Source organism: Methanosarcina baikalica (assembly GCF_031461075.1).
Lineage (GTDB): Archaea > Halobacteriota > Methanosarcinia > Methanosarcinales > Methanosarcinaceae > Methanosarcina > Methanosarcina baikalica.
This window is the reverse complement of record NZ_JAVKPK010000011.1, coordinates 35,182-54,311: the sequence shown is the minus strand read 5'-3', so window position 1 is coordinate 54,311 and position 19,130 is coordinate 35,182. Positions and strand designations below refer to the sequence as shown.

Sequence of the window (19,130 nt, the reverse complement as noted above, 5' to 3'; positions counted from 1 at the left end):
TCTAAATTTTAGTTCCTGATTTTTTCAGTTATATATGCTGTCTCAGCCTATGTAGCGCAGGTCTTCTTCAGTAGGTTTGATTTCCGGGAGGGTCTGCTGCTCTTCTTTCTCTTTTAGCTTTTCCAGAATGTTTTCCATTTCCTCGGCTTTTTTCTTAAGGGAGTCGGTGTTTACTTCGATCCCTAACATTTTACATAACACCTTTAGAAGAAACTGGGCACTCTTAGGATCCATAAGATATCCGGGTGTCATACCCATAAGACAGGCAGCATCAATGCCCCGCATCCCGCTGAATGCTACAAGCAGACCAGAGGCTCCTACGATCCCCCCGTTGGGTTCGGATTCCCTGAATTCTATCCCATATTCCTTGATCTCTTCAATCAATTTCGTATTATTGGCAACCCCGAGGACTGTTTCTTCGGAGGTCAGTTTGCCTGTGGGATAACCTCCGAGCGTATAGATCCTGGGTACTCCAAATTCCTCTGCAATGTCAAGGTAAAGAGAACAGAGTTCGTAATGTCCCTGCGAGGTAGTGCTCTGGTGGTCTCCCACAAGGAAAAGGATATCATTCCCGTTTGCTTTCCCGTAGTATATTATGTTGCTTACCGGACGGACAGTGCAGTCTTTATTGACCAGCACCTGAGGTGGAAAATGCGGAGAATAAACCTCCATAATTTTTTCTGCCTCAAGTTCATCTACCAGGTGCTCTGCCACTAGCTTGCCTACGAGCCCTACCCCTGGAAGTCCGACTACCAGTATGGGTTTATTGAGCTCAAATCCTTCTTTCAAGCGGACAAGTGTACTTTGCTGCATAACAATTCCTTATCCTTTCTTTGCCAGTCTGCGGTACCTACCGTAAGGGTCCTTAGGAGAAAAGCGGGCCGGATGTGCGGAGAACGCTTCTCCTCCACAGACCGGACAAAATTCCCTTAAAGTGTACCTGCCGCAATTTTTGCATTTGCGGATCTTTTGTCCCAAAGGGTATCACGCCTTTGTTGATTCGATATGCCGCTTGAAAATCCCGTGTCCGCCAAGCTTTGAAATGGTATCGACTGCTATCTGAGCGGATTTTTTAAGGACTGATTCGGCTTTCTTGTAATCCGGGGCTATTACTTTGATCCTGTATCTTGGAGCCCCTGTGTAACTCACTTCGAGCCTGACATCTTTTCCATCCACATCACTGATAGAGTTTGCAGCACTGAGTGCTTGCTTTATAATCTCTATGCCGTTTGGAAGGTTGCAGGTCAAGTCCACATATCCCGCTATGTCTACGAAGGGCAGTTTGATATTTTCTCCTGCTATTTTTATTATACTCTTTAAGTCTTTCTTATTGACTTTGAGTCCTTTAAAGGCTTTTTCCCCTTCAATAGCAGCTTCTTCAAAAGCGGCATATGCACTTCCGAACTCTTCTACGAGCCTTTCATGCAGAGTTTGAATATTACTTTCATCGGTCTTGGTTTCTTCAGCCACGAACTGGAGCCATTTGGCGGCTTTTTGCTCATTTTTCCATTCCTGGATTTTAGCCCGCCGCTGGTGTTCGTTCACGTCTTTCAATGAAAGGTCGATGTGGCCGCGGGAAGGGTCCACGTTCAGAACCTTGCAGACTATTTTCTGCCCTTCCCTTACGTAGTCCCTGACGTATTTGACCCAGCCTGCTTTAATTTCGGAGATATGGATGAAACCTTCCCTTGCTCCGAATTCCTCAAGCTCGACATAGGCTCCGAAATCCGTTACGTTCTTTACAGTACATACAACAAATTCTCCGACTTCGGGCCAGTTATCGTTTCCCATTCGCACCACTTCTCAAATTTTGTCTTTTATTAATTTTCACTCTTATTTTGTAAAGTACTTTTACCGGTCCGGTTATTCAAGCACTTCCAGAATGTGAGTTGTAATTGTCGATTTTCCACCGGTAGGTTCGGCAAGGGTCCTTCCACAGACAACGCAGGTAATTTTACGGCTAGCGCTTCCGAATATAATCTGTTCGTTTTCGCAGTCGTTGCACTTTACGCGCAGGAACCTGCTTTTTGGCCTCTGGGTATAGTCTACCATTTTATCTTACTCCTTGAACTCGAACTTCTTTGCTCTGAAACAGGGTCTCTGGTGAGCTTTCTTACATACTGTACAGCGGTATCTGAGTGATATACGTTTTGTGGGTTTGTCGCCACCAGGCACCTTGGAGAACTTTCCGCTGTTTCCTATACCTTGTTGTCTCTTCTTCTGCCTTGCAATGTGGGTCATGGATGAAGCCTGACCCTTCTTGACCCTTTCGACTACGTGTTCGCTATGGGTCTTGCAGAACGGGCAGTAAGTTCTGAACCGCTTTGGAATTTTCATTCTTTACACCTTTTTAATGATTATTGGTATTGTAGCTCGCCTTCTCCGGCTTTCGCGGAAAGGCATTGTAATTAGTTATTTAATATAGACATGACGTTTATGTTTGGCGTTTTGATCCTGGGAAGATCTTATTTTGGAAGCCTTTGATTAGATAAACTTGAAAATTTTCCAACCTCTATTCGTCTCGATATTGCGATTGGCAGTCCTTTATCGATGACGAGGTCAGAGCATGCTAACAAGGTTAAGCTACACAGATATAGCTACACATATAAATACTCATACTATTGCCTGAGAGACTTTCCTGCCTTCATGCCTGAACTTAACATTTTCAAGATTTTCAAACTGGATGCCTTCCTTTTTTCAAGCTAAAATAAGCTGTAAATCTCAGGAAATTAATCTTTTCCGGCCTTTTCCTGTCCGGCAATCATTTTAGCTGCATTTCGCTTTATCAGCCCTGCTGCGTTGAGTTGCGGCAAAACAACGACTTCTTCGGCACTGACTGTATAATTTCGGCCGTCTGCACCTGTGAAAGTAGGCAGATCCTTCAGCATCCGAACAACAACGTATTCTTCATTTATATCATTTTTGTCTGGCCCTTTCCCTGTTTCATTTCCGGCTGCAGTTCTGGGGATCTTCTTTCCGGTCTCCTTTTCTTCCCTGACACTGGCAGAAATCTGCCTTCCCCTTTCTATTTCAGGCCAGATTGCAATCTTTTCGGAATCAGGGTACAGAATAGGGCCTAGAAGTTCTATTTTTGCGGTCTCAATTCCCTGCAGTACAAGGTCATAAAGCCTTTTTTCTACAGGAAGCAGCTTTTCAATATCTTTTGCAATGGGTTTGTCTGCATGAGATTGAAAAGTTGCCATGGTAATAACCTTCCCGATCCTTTTCATAAAGATAGTTTCAAGGGCAGAAAGCGCTCCCTCATGCTCGTCATGAAGCATCTTGAATTCAGGAGAACGGGAGTTATTGATTTTTCCAATATCCTCTTCAAGCTGCCGGAGATATTTCTCAGCTTCCAGGTAAAAATCAGCCTGAATTGCCTTCAATTTTTGGTTCTGTTCCTTATACAGGATTTGGCTGATTTCTTCTATGTCCATACTCCGCAACACCTCTACAAATCAAATACACGGCCGCATACTCAGGAACTTCCTGTATACCCTCTTCTATTTTTAAATCCTTGCCCTTCATCTGCACCGAAAAAGGCTTTGAAACTGTTATTTTTACCGACCTTTCATCAAAGACGACGGCATCGTTAAGCGGATCAAATTTCTCTAGTTCGGATAAAGCAAGTTTCTTTACAAGCATCCCGGATCCGCCATGCAAGGAGCCCGGCACCCGGATCAACCGTTTGATGTCCGCAGTTACAGGTTCATCAACGCTGGCTCCGAATCTGTGCAGAAAATCCTCAACTGATTCACGCATAAAATAGGCAGCAATATCCTTAAAGTTTCTGACATCAAAGTCCAGCCTTCCTCTCTCCAGGATGTCCTTTAAACCATTTTCGCTACTTGTAATATTGATCAACTTTTTTATTGTAGTATCCCCAACCTTCTCATGCCTGCGGAGTTCAGGGAACATATCCTTCTTGTATCTCTTTCCGCATTCGGCTTTCATGTAATCCGTAAGGTAAAGTGCAATCCTCTTTCCCCATCCGGAATCATATCCTGCAAGCGTACACTTCATTGGCACATTCTTTATCCCTTTGAAAGTCTTCGACCCTGTCCCGAATTCCCCATCCATTGCAACTTCCCTGAAAAAATATTTGAAATCGAGATCTTTCCCGCTGACATAATTCACAATTTCCCTTCTCTCAGCACTCCCAAGCGTCAGGACTTTCGGACTCGTAACGTGGAAGTGGTACCCTCTCCCCCCGGAAAACACCAGCTCAACTTCCTGTTCTAAAAATCCGAAATCGTCTAAAAGAAAATCCATGAGCTTGAAAGTCTCCTTTTTTACAAGCTCAAGCATATCCGAATAATTTTTAGGGGCATTTGGCAGGTGGTCTGCATCAAGGTCGAAAATCAGCTCTGCCCCAAGCCAGTTCTTTTCATTCATCTTCTTTGCATCAGGATATTCATAATAAGCCGTAGAATTGTAAACATGGGCAGGAGACATGCCATAAAGATAATCAAGAGCCTCGCCTGACGAGCCGAAAGATTTGTGCCTATGCATCATCTTTTCAGGCATATCGTCATAGAAGATAAAAGCCCACTCTCTGTTAGGCAGGTGGTCAGGGAGACCAATTTCGGCATTTTTGTAATAATTCTGAAAGCGGGATTTTAGAAAACGGGCGGTTCTACTGTCCATGGTTCTAGGTTTTTCCGGGTTTTGGATCTTTTTGTTAGGATTTAGTTAGGGGTTTTCTAAGATAAATTAACTCATATTTTACTTTTGGTTATATGAGTTTTTTTAAAATAGTTTAACAGTCAATCCGGGTTTAGATAAATTCTTTTTAGTATGATGGGTTGCATAGCTGTTTTTGGTCCAAGATGTTCTATGGCAGTAAGATTTAATTTTTAACATGAACTACAATAAATGCTATAGAATTATAGAGCATGATATAGTAATAATAAACTTTAGTGGGTGGGCCTTGTGGAAAGCAAAACTAATCTTAAAAATTATATTAATACAGTTAGAGAATACCTGAAAAAAGAAGAGATTGAGAGCTCATCTGTTCTGGCAAACTCTGGAAACCCGGAAAATCATGAAACCTTTTCCAGTCCTTCTACAGGCATGGAATTTGTACTGATCCCAGCCGGTGAATTTGAAATGGGTTCACGTCCTGAAGAGAAGGACAGATTAGATTGCGAATACCCGGTCCATAAAGTAACAATTAAAAACTCTTTTTACCTGGGTAAATCGTCTGTCACGCAAAAACAATGGAAGAAGATTATGGGAAATAACCCTTCACACTTCAAGGGTGAAGATCGGCCTGCTGAGATGATGTCCTGGGAAGATGTTCAAGAATTTGTTAAAAAACTGAATTCAGAAGAAAGCACTGATAAATACCGCTTACCTTCAGAAGCTGAATGGGAGTATGCCTGCAGGGCTGGTACGCAAACAAGGTATTTTTTTGGTGATGATGAGTCAAAGCTTAATGAATATGCCTGGTACGCTGAAAACTCAGGTAGTAAGACTCACCCAATTAGCCAGAAAAAACCAAACCCCTGGGGCCTTTACGATATGCATGGGAATGTCTGGGAATGGGTACAAGACGAATGGCATGAAAATTACAATGGGTCTCCTTCAAATGGAATCGTGTGGAAAGATGAAGACAGTTCAGATCGGGTTTCTCGTGGGGGCAGCTGGTACTGCACTGTTCTATTTTGTCGTTCAGCTGGCCGTTTCAAGCGCGAAGCCGAAAGCCGTTTCGGCAACCTGGGCTTTCGCCTCTTGAGAGAACTGTAACCTTCTTATTTTTTGCAAATAATTTTCAGATAGCCAGTTATCCTAAATATTTCGGGACAATTTTATTTTTGTAAAAATGTTACTTCTTTATGAATGTAAATAGCAAACCATATATTCCCTAAAGAAAATCTAAGTTTTTAATTGTGGAATAACTGGTGGCAAAATGCAAGGATTTCCTGATAAATTTAATTTTTCTCTCATATTGAAATCTGGCGGTGTTGAATATTCTTCGGAATACTGGCAGGAACAGTGCTGCCAGTTATACAGTTCAATTTGCAGGAGTATACCTGATGGTTGGATAGAACCTTTAAAACTTAAGTGCTCTGAAGGGGAGCGAACTGACTTATCAACTATTTTTAGCACACTTGCAGTTTTCGGTATAACAGGAGAAGTTTTCGCTACTATAATCCTTGATGCGATGAAGACATGGCTTGAGTACAGGCCAACTGCTGAAATTGAATTAAAATACCCTGACGGAAGTACGGTTAAAATTTCAAAATTGCCTCTTACAAAAGTATCTAAATTTTTTGAAGAAAACCCGCAGCTATCAATCTGTGAAGGTCTGAGTCGTTTCATGAATTCTAATGAATAATATCATGTGTTAGCATCATGACTGGCAAGAGAATCGGGCTTGTTATTGGAAATAATTATCCTGATTCAAAAAAGGAATTACGTTTTGCAGTAGCTGATGCTCTTTCGATGAAGGAAGTCCTGCTGAATAAAGATATTTGTGGATTTGATGAAGTTGAAGAATCAATAGACAGTACCTTTATAGATGCAAGGATCAAAATTGAAAAAATATTGAAAAACGCAAATCATGACGACCTTGTTTTCATTTATTTTTCCGGTCATGGAAAAAAACATCTGGATAATGGACTGCGTTTGCTATTCAAGGACGCTAAAGAAGATTGTCCTCTGGCAACATCATTAAATTTTGATTACATCAACAGGTGCATGAGATATCCGTCGCTTAAATCAGTTATTATCGTTCTTGATTGCTGCTATAGTGGTGTTGCCGGAATAAAAGGAGACGACTTAGAAGAAGCACTTTCTAATTACTCCTCTGGATCAGGTACTGTTATTCTTACATCTACAGGTCTGATAGGATCACCGAAAGCAAAGGAAGATACAGAACTCAAACACGGAGTTTTTACTAAATACTTGCTGGAAGGTCTGGAAAATGGCAGCGCAGACGAGGATGAAGACGGTTTCATATACATAAATGATTTGTATGAATATGCCCGCAAAAAAACGGCAAAAAGATGTTCTCAGTCTCCCGTTATGAAAACCCAGGTAGAAGGAAAAATTCTAATCGCAAAGAATCCCTTGAAAGTTAAAGAGAAGGAATTCATAAGAAATAAAAACAAATTGGTAAAAAATATCCGAAAAGAACTTCCAGCTACTATTTATGACATCTCCATGAATGTTCTTGTTGATTCCTATGAAAAACCAGAGGAATTAACAGAAATCGATGGAGAAATAAAAAATTCTCTGGAGGATCTTCTGGCCGGCAGAATGAGTGTTAAGACGTATATTCATACTGTTCAATGCTACTTAGAAAATGAAGATATTGAAAAATCGTATGTTCTGGAAAAGTATCGGGAACAAGAAATCCCTAAAACCTTCACCAGCTCTTCTACAAATATGGAATTCTTACTGATCCCCGCAGGCGAGTTCATGATGGGTTCGGAAGATAATGGTCAAGAGAAACCGGTTCACAGAGTAATAATTAAAAACTCTTTTTATATGGGTAAATATCCAGTCACTCAAAAACAGTGGGAGAAGGTTACGGGAAATACTCCTTCAAGCTTCAAAGGTGAAGAACGGCCTGTAGAAAGTGTTTCGTGGGAAGATGTTCAAGAATTTGTTAAAAAACTGAATGAAAAGGAAGGCGCTGATAAATATCGTTTACCATCAGAAGCTGAATGGGAATATTCCTGCCGAGCCGGAACAAATACAAGGTATTCCTTCGGTGATGATGAGTCAAAGCTTAATGAATATGCGTGGTACGATAAAAATTCAGGTTCTGAAACTCATCCAGTTGGCCAGAAGAAACCTAATCCTTGGGGTCTTTATGATATGCATGGGAATGTCTGGGAATGGGTTCAGGACAGATGGCATGGTGGCTATACTGGAGCTCTTTCTGATGGTAGTGCCTGGGAAGATGGAGATGGCTCGTACCTAGTATATAGGGGCGGTAGCTGGATCCGCAGTGCTCGGGACTGTCGTTCAGCTTCTCGCGACAGAGTCGGCCCCAGGAACTGCAATGACTACTTAGGCTTTCGCCTCTTGAGGGAACTCTAAACTTTTTTCTTTTTCCGTCCTTGCGGAAAAGCCGCACCGAAGGTGCGGGACAAGATAGGTCGAAGACGAAATTTCCGATTTCTTTTCCTTCCAATCCCTTTCAAAACTTCTACTAAAACTATCTCCATCAATAAGTCCTCTTGAGCGAAGCGAAAAGGACTTCGTGCTCCCGAAGCGAAATTCGGGAGGCATAACTCTACTGTAAAAAGAATTCTACAGTAACACTTATACATGAATCCTCTCTTATATCCACTTCATGAAACAGGATATGTCAAGTGCCGACGTTGCTGCAGTCGTTGCCGAGCTGTCAGCGGGTCCTAAATCCATTATTGATGCGAAGGTAGGGAAGATCTACCAGCCAGCCAGTGGGGAGATCCGCATCAACCTTTACGTTTATCACCATGGCAGGGACAACCTGGTTATTGAGGTTGGGAAGCGCATCCATCTAAGTAAAAACTTCAGGGTAAGCCCCACGCTTCCGCAGGCTTTTCCAATGCTGCTTAGAAAATACCTGTCTGGGGGCAGGATCATGTCTGTAGAGCAGCACGACTTTGACAGGATCGTGAAAATCGGGATCGAGAGGGCAGGAGTCAGAAATACTCTTATTGTGGAGCTTTTTGCTCGGGGAAACTTGCTTATTGTTGATTCGGAAAACAAGATTATCCTGCCCATGAATCCTGTGACTCTGAAGGACAGGCGGCTTCGGAGTGGAGAAATTTACGAGTTGCCAGTGGCACAGATGAGTCCGGTAGAGGCTAAGGTTTCTGACCTTATGGAGGCTTTTTCCAGATCTACGGCTGATATTGTCCGGACGATTGCCACAAGATTCAATCTGGGGGGAGTTCTGGCAGAAGAAGTTTGTGCCAGGGCAGGAATTGATAAATCAAAGTCTGCAAAGGAAGCAACCGAAGAAGACGCTTCCGGACTCTGCAGCGCTATGCAGGAACTCTTTTCTCCGCTCTTCAGTGGGAGGATGGCAGGTAAGAGAGGGGAACAAACAGAACCTGGAGTTGAACTTGAGGCTGAAATTGAACCTGAGGTTAAGGTTGAACCTGAGGCTGAAATTGAACCTGAGGTTAAGGTTGAACCTGAAGTTGAAATTGAACCCGAAGCTGAGGTTGAATCTGAAGTTGAAATTGAACCACAGGCTGGAATTGAAGCCGAAATTGAACCCCAAATTGGAGTTGAAGCCGAAGCTCCTAAACTCAAACCCCAGCACGTGAAAAAAGAAATTAACGGAAAGATAGAAACTTTCGATGTGCTGCCTTTTGACCTTATTCGCTACTCAGGATTTGAAAAAGAATATTTCGACTCATTTAATACTGCACTTGATGAGTTTTTCGGGAAAAAGGCTCTGGAACAGGTTGCAGAGGTAAAAGAAGCTGAGAAAAAAGAGAAAAACCTTGGGGTCTTCGAACGGCGGCTTCTCCAGCAGGAAGAGAGCCTTGCGAAGTTTGAAAAAGAAATTGAGAAGAACAATACAATTGCAGAAATTGTTTATGCAAATTACCAGCTTATCGAAGAGCTTTTTTCCGTACTCAACGGTGCAAGAGCAAAGGGTTACTCCTGGGACGAGATCCGCTCTATCCTGAAACAGGCAAAAAAAACCATGCCTGCTGCGCAAAATATTACAAATATTGACCAGAAAACCGGGACTGTAACTGTGGAGCTTGACGGGAAGAGCGTCAACCTTGACATCAGGAAGACAGTGCCTCAGAACGCTCAGGAATATTATGAAAAGGTCAAAAAATTCAGCAAAAAGAGGGAAGGCGCGCTCAAAGCTATCGAAGATACCAAAAAGGCTATGGTGAAAAAGGCCGCATCGAAGGCTGCAAAGGCAGGGAGAAAACTGCTGGCTTCCCGGAAAAAGCACTGGTACGACAGGTTCAGATGGTTCGTGTCCTCAGACGGTTTCCTGGTTGTGGGCGGCAGGGATGTAGATACCAATGAGGAAGTTTTCAAAAAATACATGGAAAAGAGAGATATCGTCTTCCACACCCAGACGCCTGGTGCTCCCCTTACGGTTATCAAGACAGGCGGAGAAGAGGTTCCCGAATCTACTCTGCAGGAGGCTGCACAGTTTTCAGTTTCTTATTCCAGCCTCTGGAAAGCCGGGCATTTCAGCGGGGACTGCTACTGGGTCAAAGCCGAGCAGGTCACAAAAACCCCGGAATCCGGAGAATATGTGAAGAAAGGGGCTTTTATCATTCGTGGAGAACGTAATTACTTCAAGGACGTGCCTCTTGGCATTGCAGTCGGGCTTGAACTCAAAGGCGAAACAAGGGTAATAGGCGGGCCCGTATCTGCTGTCCGGAAACAGGGAGATTATATTCTGGAAGTGGTTCCCGGTACTTTTAACCAGAATGACATTTCGAAAAAAATATATAGGATTTATGCGGACGAACTCAATGATCCCCGTTTCGTAAAACAGATTGCATCCCCTGACCTGGTTGCCATGATGATCCCTCCCGGAGAATCGGACTTAAAGAGACAGAAGCCGGAAAGGAAGGGACAGAGAACCGAGCCTGAAGGAAAAGAATACGGAACTCCTGAAGTAGAAGGTGAACCTGAAGACATCGGGGAAGAAATTGAAGAGGAATTCGGAGAGGAATTCGGAGAGGAAGCCGGAGAAAAAGTCGAAGAAGATATTAAAGGGGGACTTGAAGAGGAATGAGAAAAGGAAGTGAAGAGGAGATCGAAATGAGTGGAGTGGAAAAGGTATGAGAGTTACAAACCGTTCCCTTAAGGGAAGGGAAGGGGAAATTGCAGTAACAGCCGAAACCCTCGACGACCTCTGGCATCTGAAATATATAATTGAAAAAGGCGACCTTGTTTTTGCGGTTACCAAGCGAAAGGCTGATACAGCAAGTGACAAAATTCGCCCTGAGAAGGTTGAGAAAGTAAAGGTCAGGCTTGGGATAAGGGTTGATGAAATGGAGTTTCACAAGTTTGCAAACAGGCTGAGAATACATGGCATGATCGAGCAAGGAATGGACGTGAGCTCCTATCACACCTTCAATATCGAAATCGGGACTAATCTTTCCATTATCAAAGAGCACTGGAAGAATGACCAGCTCCAGCGGATTCTGGATGCCGAAGAGGCTTCGAAGCGCCCGAAGGTCGTTATGGTTGCAGTGGAAGAAGGTGATGCAGATATCGGCTTTGTTCACCATTATGGGATAGAGATTTATTCCCATATCCGGCAGTCTTCAGGAAAACGGGAAACGAGCTTAAGAAACGAGTTTTTCAGGGAAATTGTTGAACAGCTCAGGCACGCGGTTCCTGAAGACGCATCTATAGTTATTGCAGGGCCAGGATTTACCAAAGATGATTTCTTGAAGTATTTCCATGAAACTGAGCCTGCTATGGCTTCAAAAGCCCTGACCGAAGATACATCCATGATCGGAATGTCCGGTTTTCAGGAAGTTCTCCGCAGAGGCGCAGTCGACAGGATCATGCAGGAATCCCGCATAGCCCGCGAATCAGCCCTTATGGAAGACCTTATCCGGGAAATCTCAATGGACGGCAAAGCTGCCTATGGTTTTGCAGATGTTAAAAATGCTCTTGGGTACGGCGCTGTCGAAACCCTGCTTATTGCTGACGAAACCCTGAGGGAAGGGCGCGAAAAAGGGGAAGATGTCAACAAACTTCTCATGGAAGTCGAACAGGCCCAGGGAAAAGTTGTTGTTTTCAGCACTACTTTTGAGCCCGGAGAAAAGCTTCATAAATTGGGTGGAATTGCGGCTCTCCTCCGTTTCAAAGTGAGGGGCTAATTATATCTGAGCCTGTGTGTCCTTCAGCTCCAGGCTCTTATCTGTTTATTACATCGGAGCGCGGGGGTCACGAATACTCTGACCTTCAAAGGTCGTCATACAATTACTTTCAGTATTACTTAAATTCCTTTTTTACAATTTAAAGGCTTTAACCTCCTTATTTTTTACCCTACTTTGACAGAAGCATACATTTTTTAATGTATAAATGGGCTTCATGCTTCTGTTTTATTCATACAGTTCAAATTTGTATTATATGGTTATTGATTTTTGACATATATAATTTTGCCGAACTGTAATACGTCAATGCAACGTGTTTTTTGTATGAAAATACTGCATAAATTAACATACGATGTCAAAGTCGGGTTTTTACGCATTTTTGCCTTTTACTTGAATTGTCAGACAGCCTGTTTGGGGTAGAATGGCAGCGTGCAATTTGATTTTTCATTTGTTATTTCGTTTGTTATTTCGTTTGTTATTTCGTTTGTTATTACTCTTATTTTTAGGTTTAATTAGTAAAATTTATTAACTACTTAGATTTATTTGTTGTTACTTTTTATAAAATATATAACACTATTTATTGATATTTTCTTGCTTATTGTGTTTAAATGTTGATAACAAAAGAAAAAGAGTGATAATACATTATGAAACCCAATATCCAAAGAACTTTGTTTTCACTTTTTGTTTCATTTATAGTTTGTTTGATGCTTGCCCCTTTGGGTTTTGCAGCTCCGGCTCCAGTTATCTCTGGATTTCCTTTTGACACCAATGAAACCTTATCTGACGGTTTTAGCTGGAATGCGACCACTTTTGGCGGCTTTAACTACCCTGTAAATAAACACAAGGATTTTGTAGCTTCTGAAAACTGGTGGGGTGAACGCCTTCAGTATGTCGAAAAAGATGGCCAGAATGAACTCGGAAATAGCAACCCTGGAAACCATGTGATAGGCGAAGAAGAACTTGTGTATACTACCCGTCCGTTTTCCTCCAAATATGAACTTGTTTCCGACCTTGAACTGAACGCCAATACAACTCCTGAGAAGCTTGGTGGGATGTTCTACTATAAGCTTCCCTTGTTTGGAAAAACATATGTTACCGTTGGAAACGATTCTACCCAGCTTGCAAACCTTGTAGTTTCTCAGACTTCCAGCGAGAAAAAAACATTAAAGGCCGGAGATTCCTGGGATCTTGGGAGTAATTATTCTCTGGTAGTTAACCAGGTTGACGTTGAAGGCGAAAAGGTATGGTTTGCACTATATAAAAATGGGGAAGAACTCGAGTCAGGAATTGTAAATACAAATGGAAATGTTACTGATAAAACCTTTACTGCAACTGCGGATTTCGGAGATAAAAAAGACCAGCTTTACTTTATCACTTACGTAGATACTGTATTCACAAGTGCTGCTGATTCCTTTGCAGTCTTTAAGTATACCTGGCTCATTGACAAAGATGACGTGATGCTTATCAAGAACGGAGACGAATATCAGGGTTTTGAAGTAAAGGAATCTTCAGAAAGTGAGATCGTCCTGAAAAATTCAAAATCTATCACTCTGAATCTTGATAAGGATAAAAAGACTTATTTCACCGATTCCTGGTATTTCCAGACCTCAGATGAAGGTAAGGGCAGCACTTCTCCTCAAGGCTATATTATCTACCCTGCAAAAGAGCTTAGTAGCCCTGGAAATTACACTTTGAGAGGTTTTCCTTTTGACACCAATGAAACCTTATCTAACGGTTTTAGCTGGAATGCGACCACTTTTGGTGGCTTTAACTACCCTGTAAATAAACACAAGGATTTTGTAGCTTCTGAAAACTGGTGGGGTGAACGCCTTCAGTATGTCGAAAAAGATGGCCAGAATGAACTCGGAAATAGCAACCCCGGAAACCATGTGATAGGCGAAGAAGAACTTGTGTATACTACCCGTCCGTTTTCCTCCAAATATGAACTTGTTTCCGACCTTGAACTGAACGCCAATACAACTCCTGAGAAGCTTGGTGGGATGTTCTACTATAAGCTCCCCTGGTTTGGAAAACCGTATGTTACCGTTGGAAACGACTCCACCCAGCTTGCAAACCTTGTAGTTTCTCAGACTTCCAGCGAGAAAAAAACATTAAAGGCCGGAGATTCCTGGGATCTTGGGAGTAATTATTCTCTGGTAGTTAACCAGGTTGACGTTGAAGGCGAAAAGGTATGGTTTGCACTATATAAAAATGGGGAAGAACTCGAGTCAGGAATTGTAAATACAAATGGAAATGTTACTGATAAAACCTTTACTGCAACTGCGGATTTCGGAGATAAAAAAGACCAGCTTTACTTTATCACTTATGTAGATACTGTATTCACAAGTGCTGCTGATTCCTTTGCAGTCTTTAAGTATACCTGGCTCATTGATAAAGATAATGTGATGCTTATCAAAAATGGAGACGAATATCAGGGTTTTGAAGTAAAGGAATCTTCAGAAAGTGAGATCGTCCTGAAAAATTCAAAATCTATCACTCTGAATCTTGATAAGGATAAAAAGACTTATTTCACCGATTCCTGGTATTTCCAGACCTCAGATGAGGGAAAGGGCAGCACTTCTCCGGAAGGGTATATTATCTATCCAGCAACCGATGTTACTGTAGAGGATAAAGCTGTTTCAGGCATCAATAATTCTGAAAATGTCTCGAATGAGTCTGTATCCTCTACACACTCTGCTCCTCTTATCGAGAGTAAGCCTAACGATTTAAAAGATGGTAGCAGTAGTCTTCCTGAGGAAAAAGCCGGAATAGAAACTCCCGCAAAAACTTCTGGTTTCGAGGTGCTTGCAGGAGTTTTCGGAATAACTCTTTGTCAGACTTTTCTAAAAAGGAGGGGTTAAGAGAATTATCTTGAAAATTCTAATTAAAAAAGGGTGGTCACTTTAAATCCCCCTTTTTTCTCTTCACTTTTCTCTTCCTTTTTCCTGGCATGAAAGCGCTTTCAAGTGCTTTCATTTATTTGGACATGTTATTCGAAGAATATCATGTGCGTATTTTCAGTTAATTCTCTTTACATTTTTAACCTTATGACTGCTTTCTGATCTCTGTTAACTGATTCGTTGTTAAATCAGGAGAAGGGCAATAAACCCACTTAAAAATATTCCGTCAAACGTTCCTGCTCCCCCTATACTTGCAATCGGAGCTCCCAGGTTCCTGATTTTTCTCAGGTTAAGGAGGTCGGCTCCTATTAATGTTCCGAGCACTCCTCCTACATAGGCAGTGACAACGCGGCACTGGTCAATCGGGCAGTCCGGAATTTGAAAAACCGAAGTCAGCAGGATCGCAGCAAGGGCAGCCGTAAGTGGTGGAACCAATGCAGGCGTCGCGATTCCTAGCCCTCGAATTGGCCTCGCTATGGAATAGGTTATGAGTGTAACTATTAAGACCCCAGCCCCTGCAAGAAGGAGAGATGAAGGGAATTTTATAAGGAGATAGGCTGAAATCAGGACAGGGATGATTGCTCCTCCTACATTGACGGCAATTGTTGTTTCGTTTCTTGTCATGCGCCGGATTGGGACCCTGTAAGAAACGCCAAAAACACGGACATAGTTATCTCTAACTACCGGAATTTCGGACTTCAGGGTTGCCACAGGAATATTGATGCTGCTTCCGACAAGGGACAGTACCAGAATAAGGAGTGCATCCCCTGTAGAGAAGCCAATTTTCATAAAGGCGGAAATAATAACTCCAAAAAAGAGAAAACCAAGTCCGAAGATTAGAATAAGAATTAAAAGAAGAAGGAATGTAAGGCTAAAAGGAATGTAAAAAAGTTGCCTTCTCATGAACTCACCCTACTTTCTTAATTTCTCTGCACATTGAGAAATATATTTTCTTTATGAACCTCTGTATTTTTTATCTCTATACTTTATTGAAAATATCCGGTCTTTAACAGTCTGCAATTAAACATTTCTGCAGTGCGATTAAATTTTTTATTATCATGTTCAGATGTATCTTATTTTAGATGTATCTTATTGCAGGCCTCATGCATTCCATGCAGATTATTTCTTTCGCATCTTTATATATCCTGAGAACTCCACCCGACTCTGATATAGTAACTGCGATCGCAACCGTATCTCTGCTGATTGCGGCTGCTGAAACATGCCTGCCCCCCAGTCCCTTTTCGATATCTACGTTTTTCCCATCAACATCAAGGTAGCGCCCCGCTGCATGAATAATGCCTGATTCATCTACCACAAAAACTCCATCAAGCTGGGCAAATTCTTTTATGGACTCCCAGTTTCTCTTGTCAAGGACATTCCGGTAAATTTCATCATGGCCTGCATAAGGATTAAGGATTATTTGGTGAGAGCGTTTCAGGACCTCTTCGGAATCTCCTATAATAAAGGCAGTTCCTATTTTTTGTCCTTCCCTTCCTGTTAGGGCAATGTCAAAAGAAATTTTCATAATTGCACTCATTACTTCCGGTTTTATCCTCTCCTGACACTCCTTTACGGCCTTTACAATGGGGTTTTCGTCGAGATTATGTACGATAATCGAACTGGAACCGCGGGTTTCAATCACGCCTACGATAATCCCGCCTTTTTGTTCTCCAAGCACGTACTCTATAGCTGCAGCCTGCTGCAGGTGGTCAGCATTGCCTGCGGCTTGCTGGCTGATCTGGTCGCTAAGCTCCTTTAGAGGGTTCTTTCCATCTTTTCCTGTGGCGACCAGATGGTCTATTATGCTTTTCGGGCGCATGGAAATGTAGTAGACCGGAATCCCCCCCGTTTCGATCCCTTCAAAATTTAGTTCCCCGGAAACCATAATTGCGGCAGCATCAACTTCCATGGAAATCCGGGCTGCCGTTTCTGCAATTATACGTGCTCTATCCATATGATCCACCGCTTTTTTATTCTTTTGGCAATCTATTTGCGGTTCTGCTTTTTGTTTTTGAAGTTAATATTATTTCTTCGAACTAACATTATTTTTCTCAAATTAGTGTTATTATTTTTTTAACTTAATGTTTTTTTCTCTGGTTTACGTTGTTTTTCCCAGGTTAACATTAAAGACAACTACATAAATACTTAAGCTTGTTTACTCTTCTGTACTGTTATATCTTATATATTATAATTGCCCTGTGGTTGCTTTGATCTCTTCTTCTTTTCCCCTTCTCGCCTTTTTGCACTTCTTTCTCCTCACCTCTTTTTTCTAATAGCATCTTCAGGCAGGTTTACAATTCCTCCTAAAACAATATTCGAATTCACCTTTTCTAAGAAAAAGTTCACAGGAAGATTTTTCTGGTTCTTTTTTCAATTAAGATTGGTGAAAGCTTTGATCAGGACATTTATAGCATTGGAGTTAGATCCCGGTTTTACGGAGAAGATCCGGGAGCTTCAAGATAGATTCTCTGATTTTGATCTGAAGTTTGTTGACCCTGAACTCGTTCACATAACTTTGAAGTTCCTGGGGGATGTGGATGAATCAACGATTCCAGCGCTTTCCGCAGCTCTCGATTCCATTACATGCGAGCCTTTCGAAGCGAGAGTCGGGGGACTTGGGGTTTTTCCCAAGCCTGCAAACCCTAAAGTTCTCTGGCTGGGCGCAGCCGGAAATTTCTGGGCGTTGCATGACGATGTAGAGAATTTACTGAAGCCTTTCAAATTCGAAAAAGATAACAGGGAATTTACTGCCCATGCCACTCTTGCCAGGGTGAAATTCCTCAATAAAGATCAGAAAAACGCTTTCATAAATATACTTAAAGAGTTAAAAGATGTAGAACTTGGTAGCATGTGGGTAGATAAAGTGGTTTTAATGAAAAGCACACTGAATTCAGAAGGTCCCATCTATGAAACCCTGCATACTGTGTACATGGGTTAAGCCTTTTTAATTTTCCATGCTTCCAGACAGGTTATTCCTCTGGAACCGGCTCATACGGTTTTCTCCTTTCCGAGGAACGTTTGTATAGTAGGGGAGTCACAGTAGGGAAATCGTCGTCTTTTTCGGGAATTCCAAAGTGCACCGGAGATCAGCTGGACGACGCTCCCGAACTTTTCTGGCCTGAAAGCCCTCCGCAGACAAGGAAAATGTGTCGATTTTTCCATACTTTTTTCTGTTTAGAAGTGCGGAAGTGAGAGGTGTATTACTCGTTGACTTTTAAAATCATAATCTCTATAATTTTTAAGCTATGTTATTCTTTTATTCCTTGCTTCCTATACGTTCGTATCCTGGCTGTAATTCCGCAGAATCATCGCTCTTCGAAATGCAGTCGATATGCAGCAAAAATCGCAAACATTCGAAAGTTTAAATATTATCTTCTCTAATTAAGGTGCAAGCATTAATGGAGGACTAAACGATTAAAGAAGAGATCTGGATCGAAAAATACAGGCCTGTCAGGCTGGAACAGGTGATAGGGCAGGATGAAGCCATCGAACGCCTGAAGTCCTATGTTGCAACGAAAAACCTCCCCCATCTCCTCTTTTCCGGGCCTCCGGGTGTCGGGAAAACGGCCTCTGCAGTTTCTATTGCAAGGGAGATTTTCGGGGAAGCCCTCTGGCGTGAAAATTTTACCGAACTCAACGCATCGGATGAGAGGGGTATCGATGTTGTCCGGACAAAAATTAAAAACTTTGCAAAAACTGCCCCCATAGGAGGAGCCGGATTCAAGATTATCTTCCTGGATGAAGCTGATGCACTGACGCCGGATGCTCAATCTGCACTCAGAAGGACTATGGAACGCTTTAGCAGCAATTGCCGTTTTATTCTTTCCTGCAACTATTCTTCCAAGATTATCGAGCCTATCCAGTCCCGTTGTGCAGTCTACAGGTTCAGACGTCTTTCCGATGAGGCTATCAAAAAACGCCTTGAATACATAGCTAAAGATCAGGTTTTATCCATCACTGAAGATGGGTATGAAGCTCTTATTTACGTGGCCCAGGGAGATATGAGGAAGGCAGTGAATTCTCTTCAGGCTGCTGCCTTCATAGATCCGGAAAAACCTATATCCAGGGAAACCATTTACAGGACTACTTCAACCGCAAACCCTGAAGACATTATAAGCCTGGTAGAAACTGCCCTGCTTGGGAATTTCAGGGCTGCCAGAAAGGAACTCAACAGGCTGCTCTATGAAGAGGGGCTCTCCGGTGAGGATATAATCGGGCAGATTTACAGGGCGATATCCAGTATGGACAATCGGATAGTTCTGGACCTCGGGCTTTCTGAAAAGCGCATAGTCGAACTGGTAGATATAATCGGGGAAATCGATTTCAGGCTCACTGAAGGAGCCAGCGAAAAGATTCAGCTCGAAGCCTTGCTAGCGCATTTTGTACTTTCTAACGCAGATTGAGTTCG

18 protein-coding genes are annotated in these 19,130 nt (G+C 42.3%); 8 read left to right on the top strand and 10 right to left on the bottom strand.

Annotated elements, in window-relative coordinates:
• Positions 1 to 42: 42 nt before the first annotated feature.
• The 7 genes from RG963_RS04095 to priS form a co-directional block, all read right to left on the bottom strand.
• Positions 43 to 813: a proteasome assembly chaperone family protein gene (locus RG963_RS04095; RefSeq protein WP_310575008.1), complete on the bottom strand. Its 771-nt coding sequence runs from the start codon at positions 811 to 813 to the stop codon at positions 43 to 45.
• Between the two features lie 9 nt (positions 814 to 822).
• The gene (locus tag RG963_RS04090; protein WP_310575007.1) at positions 823 to 978 is read right to left on the bottom strand and encodes an RNA-protein complex protein Nop10; all 156 of its coding nucleotides are present in this window, start codon (positions 976 to 978) and stop codon (positions 823 to 825) included.
• A 6-nt stretch (positions 979 to 984) separates the two neighbouring features.
• Positions 985 to 1,791: a translation initiation factor IF-2 subunit alpha gene (locus tag RG963_RS04085; RefSeq protein WP_310575006.1), complete on the bottom strand. Its 807-nt coding sequence runs from the start codon at positions 1,789 to 1,791 to the stop codon at positions 985 to 987.
• Positions 1,792 to 1,863: 72 nt separating this feature from the next.
• Positions 1,864 to 2,052, bottom strand: a complete 189-nt coding sequence (locus RG963_RS04080) for a 30S ribosomal protein S27e (RefSeq protein WP_011020692.1) — start codon at positions 2,050 to 2,052, stop codon at positions 1,864 to 1,866.
• 6 nt (positions 2,053 to 2,058) lie between these two features.
• Positions 2,059 to 2,337, bottom strand: a complete 279-nt coding sequence (locus RG963_RS04075) for a 50S ribosomal protein L44e (RefSeq protein WP_310575003.1) — start codon at positions 2,335 to 2,337, stop codon at positions 2,059 to 2,061.
• A 392-nt stretch (positions 2,338 to 2,729) separates the two neighbouring features.
• Positions 2,730 to 3,437, bottom strand: coding sequence for a DNA replication complex subunit Gins51 (locus tag RG963_RS04070; protein WP_310575002.1), 708 nt, complete (start codon positions 3,435 to 3,437; stop codon positions 2,730 to 2,732).
• Entirely contained in the window at positions 3,403 to 4,647 is a 1,245-nt protein-coding gene (gene priS / locus RG963_RS04065) for a DNA primase catalytic subunit PriS (RefSeq protein WP_310575001.1), read from the bottom strand. Before priS ends, RG963_RS04070 begins: the two co-directional genes overlap by 35 nt.
• 285 nt (positions 4,648 to 4,932) lie before the next feature.
• Between priS and RG963_RS04060 the strand changes: the two genes are divergently transcribed.
• From RG963_RS04060 to RG963_RS04050, 3 genes are all read left to right on the top strand, one after another.
• Positions 4,933 to 5,748: a formylglycine-generating enzyme family protein gene (locus tag RG963_RS04060; protein ID WP_310575000.1), complete on the top strand. Its 816-nt coding sequence runs from the start codon at positions 4,933 to 4,935 to the stop codon at positions 5,746 to 5,748.
• Between the two features lie 163 nt (positions 5,749 to 5,911).
• Positions 5,912 to 6,340 carry a hypothetical protein gene (locus tag RG963_RS04055; protein WP_310574998.1) on the top strand — a complete coding sequence of 143 codons (429 nt, stop codon included), beginning with the start codon at positions 5,912 to 5,914 and terminating at the stop codon, positions 6,338 to 6,340.
• A gap of 17 nt (positions 6,341 to 6,357) precedes the next feature.
• Positions 6,358 to 8,052, top strand: coding sequence for an SUMF1/EgtB/PvdO family nonheme iron enzyme (locus RG963_RS04050; RefSeq protein ID WP_310574997.1), 1,695 nt, complete (start codon positions 6,358 to 6,360; stop codon positions 8,050 to 8,052).
• Here RG963_RS04050 and RG963_RS04045 read toward each other — a convergent pair.
• Complete coding sequence (locus RG963_RS04045; RefSeq protein WP_310574996.1) at positions 8,023 to 8,244, bottom strand: hypothetical protein; 222 nt, start codon at positions 8,242 to 8,244, stop codon at positions 8,023 to 8,025. The genes RG963_RS04050 and RG963_RS04045 overlap by 30 nt on opposite strands.
• A gap of 64 nt (positions 8,245 to 8,308) precedes the next feature.
• Between RG963_RS04045 and rqcH the strand changes: the two genes are divergently transcribed.
• The 3 genes from rqcH (at position 8,309) to RG963_RS04030 (ending at position 14,683) form a co-directional block, all read left to right on the top strand.
• Positions 8,309 to 10,726, top strand: coding sequence for a ribosome rescue protein RqcH (gene rqcH / locus RG963_RS04040; RefSeq protein ID WP_310574995.1), 2,418 nt, complete (start codon positions 8,309 to 8,311; stop codon positions 10,724 to 10,726).
• A gap of 46 nt (positions 10,727 to 10,772) precedes the next feature.
• The gene (locus RG963_RS04035) at positions 10,773 to 11,825 is read left to right on the top strand and encodes an mRNA surveillance protein pelota (protein WP_310574994.1); all 1,053 of its coding nucleotides are present in this window, start codon (positions 10,773 to 10,775) and stop codon (positions 11,823 to 11,825) included.
• 641 nt (positions 11,826 to 12,466) lie between these two features.
• Positions 12,467 to 14,683: an S-layer protein domain-containing protein gene (locus tag RG963_RS04030; RefSeq protein ID WP_310574993.1), complete on the top strand. Its 2,217-nt coding sequence runs from the start codon at positions 12,467 to 12,469 to the stop codon at positions 14,681 to 14,683.
• 222 nt (positions 14,684 to 14,905) lie between these two features.
• Here RG963_RS04030 and RG963_RS04025 read toward each other — a convergent pair whose 3' ends face one another.
• Both RG963_RS04025 and RG963_RS04020 read right to left on the bottom strand, forming a co-directional pair.
• Positions 14,906 to 15,625, bottom strand: coding sequence for a DUF1614 domain-containing protein (locus RG963_RS04025; RefSeq protein ID WP_310574992.1), 720 nt, complete (start codon positions 15,623 to 15,625; stop codon positions 14,906 to 14,908).
• 175 nt (positions 15,626 to 15,800) lie between these two features.
• The gene (locus RG963_RS04020; RefSeq protein WP_310574991.1) at positions 15,801 to 16,676 is read right to left on the bottom strand and encodes a DNA integrity scanning protein DisA nucleotide-binding domain protein; all 876 of its coding nucleotides are present in this window, start codon (positions 16,674 to 16,676) and stop codon (positions 15,801 to 15,803) included.
• 438 nt (positions 16,677 to 17,114) lie between these two features.
• On the opposite strand from RG963_RS04020, the gene thpR reads away from it, so the two are divergent.
• Together thpR and RG963_RS04010 are read left to right on the top strand one after the other, a co-directional pair.
• Positions 17,115 to 17,660, top strand: coding sequence for an RNA 2',3'-cyclic phosphodiesterase (gene thpR / locus RG963_RS04015; protein WP_310574990.1), 546 nt, complete (start codon positions 17,115 to 17,117; stop codon positions 17,658 to 17,660).
• 475 nt (positions 17,661 to 18,135) lie between these two features.
• On the top strand, positions 18,136 to 19,125 hold the full coding sequence (locus tag RG963_RS04010; protein ID WP_310575020.1) for a replication factor C small subunit: 990 nt from the start codon (positions 18,136 to 18,138) through the stop codon (positions 19,123 to 19,125).
• Positions 19,126 to 19,130: the final 5 nt, after the last annotated feature.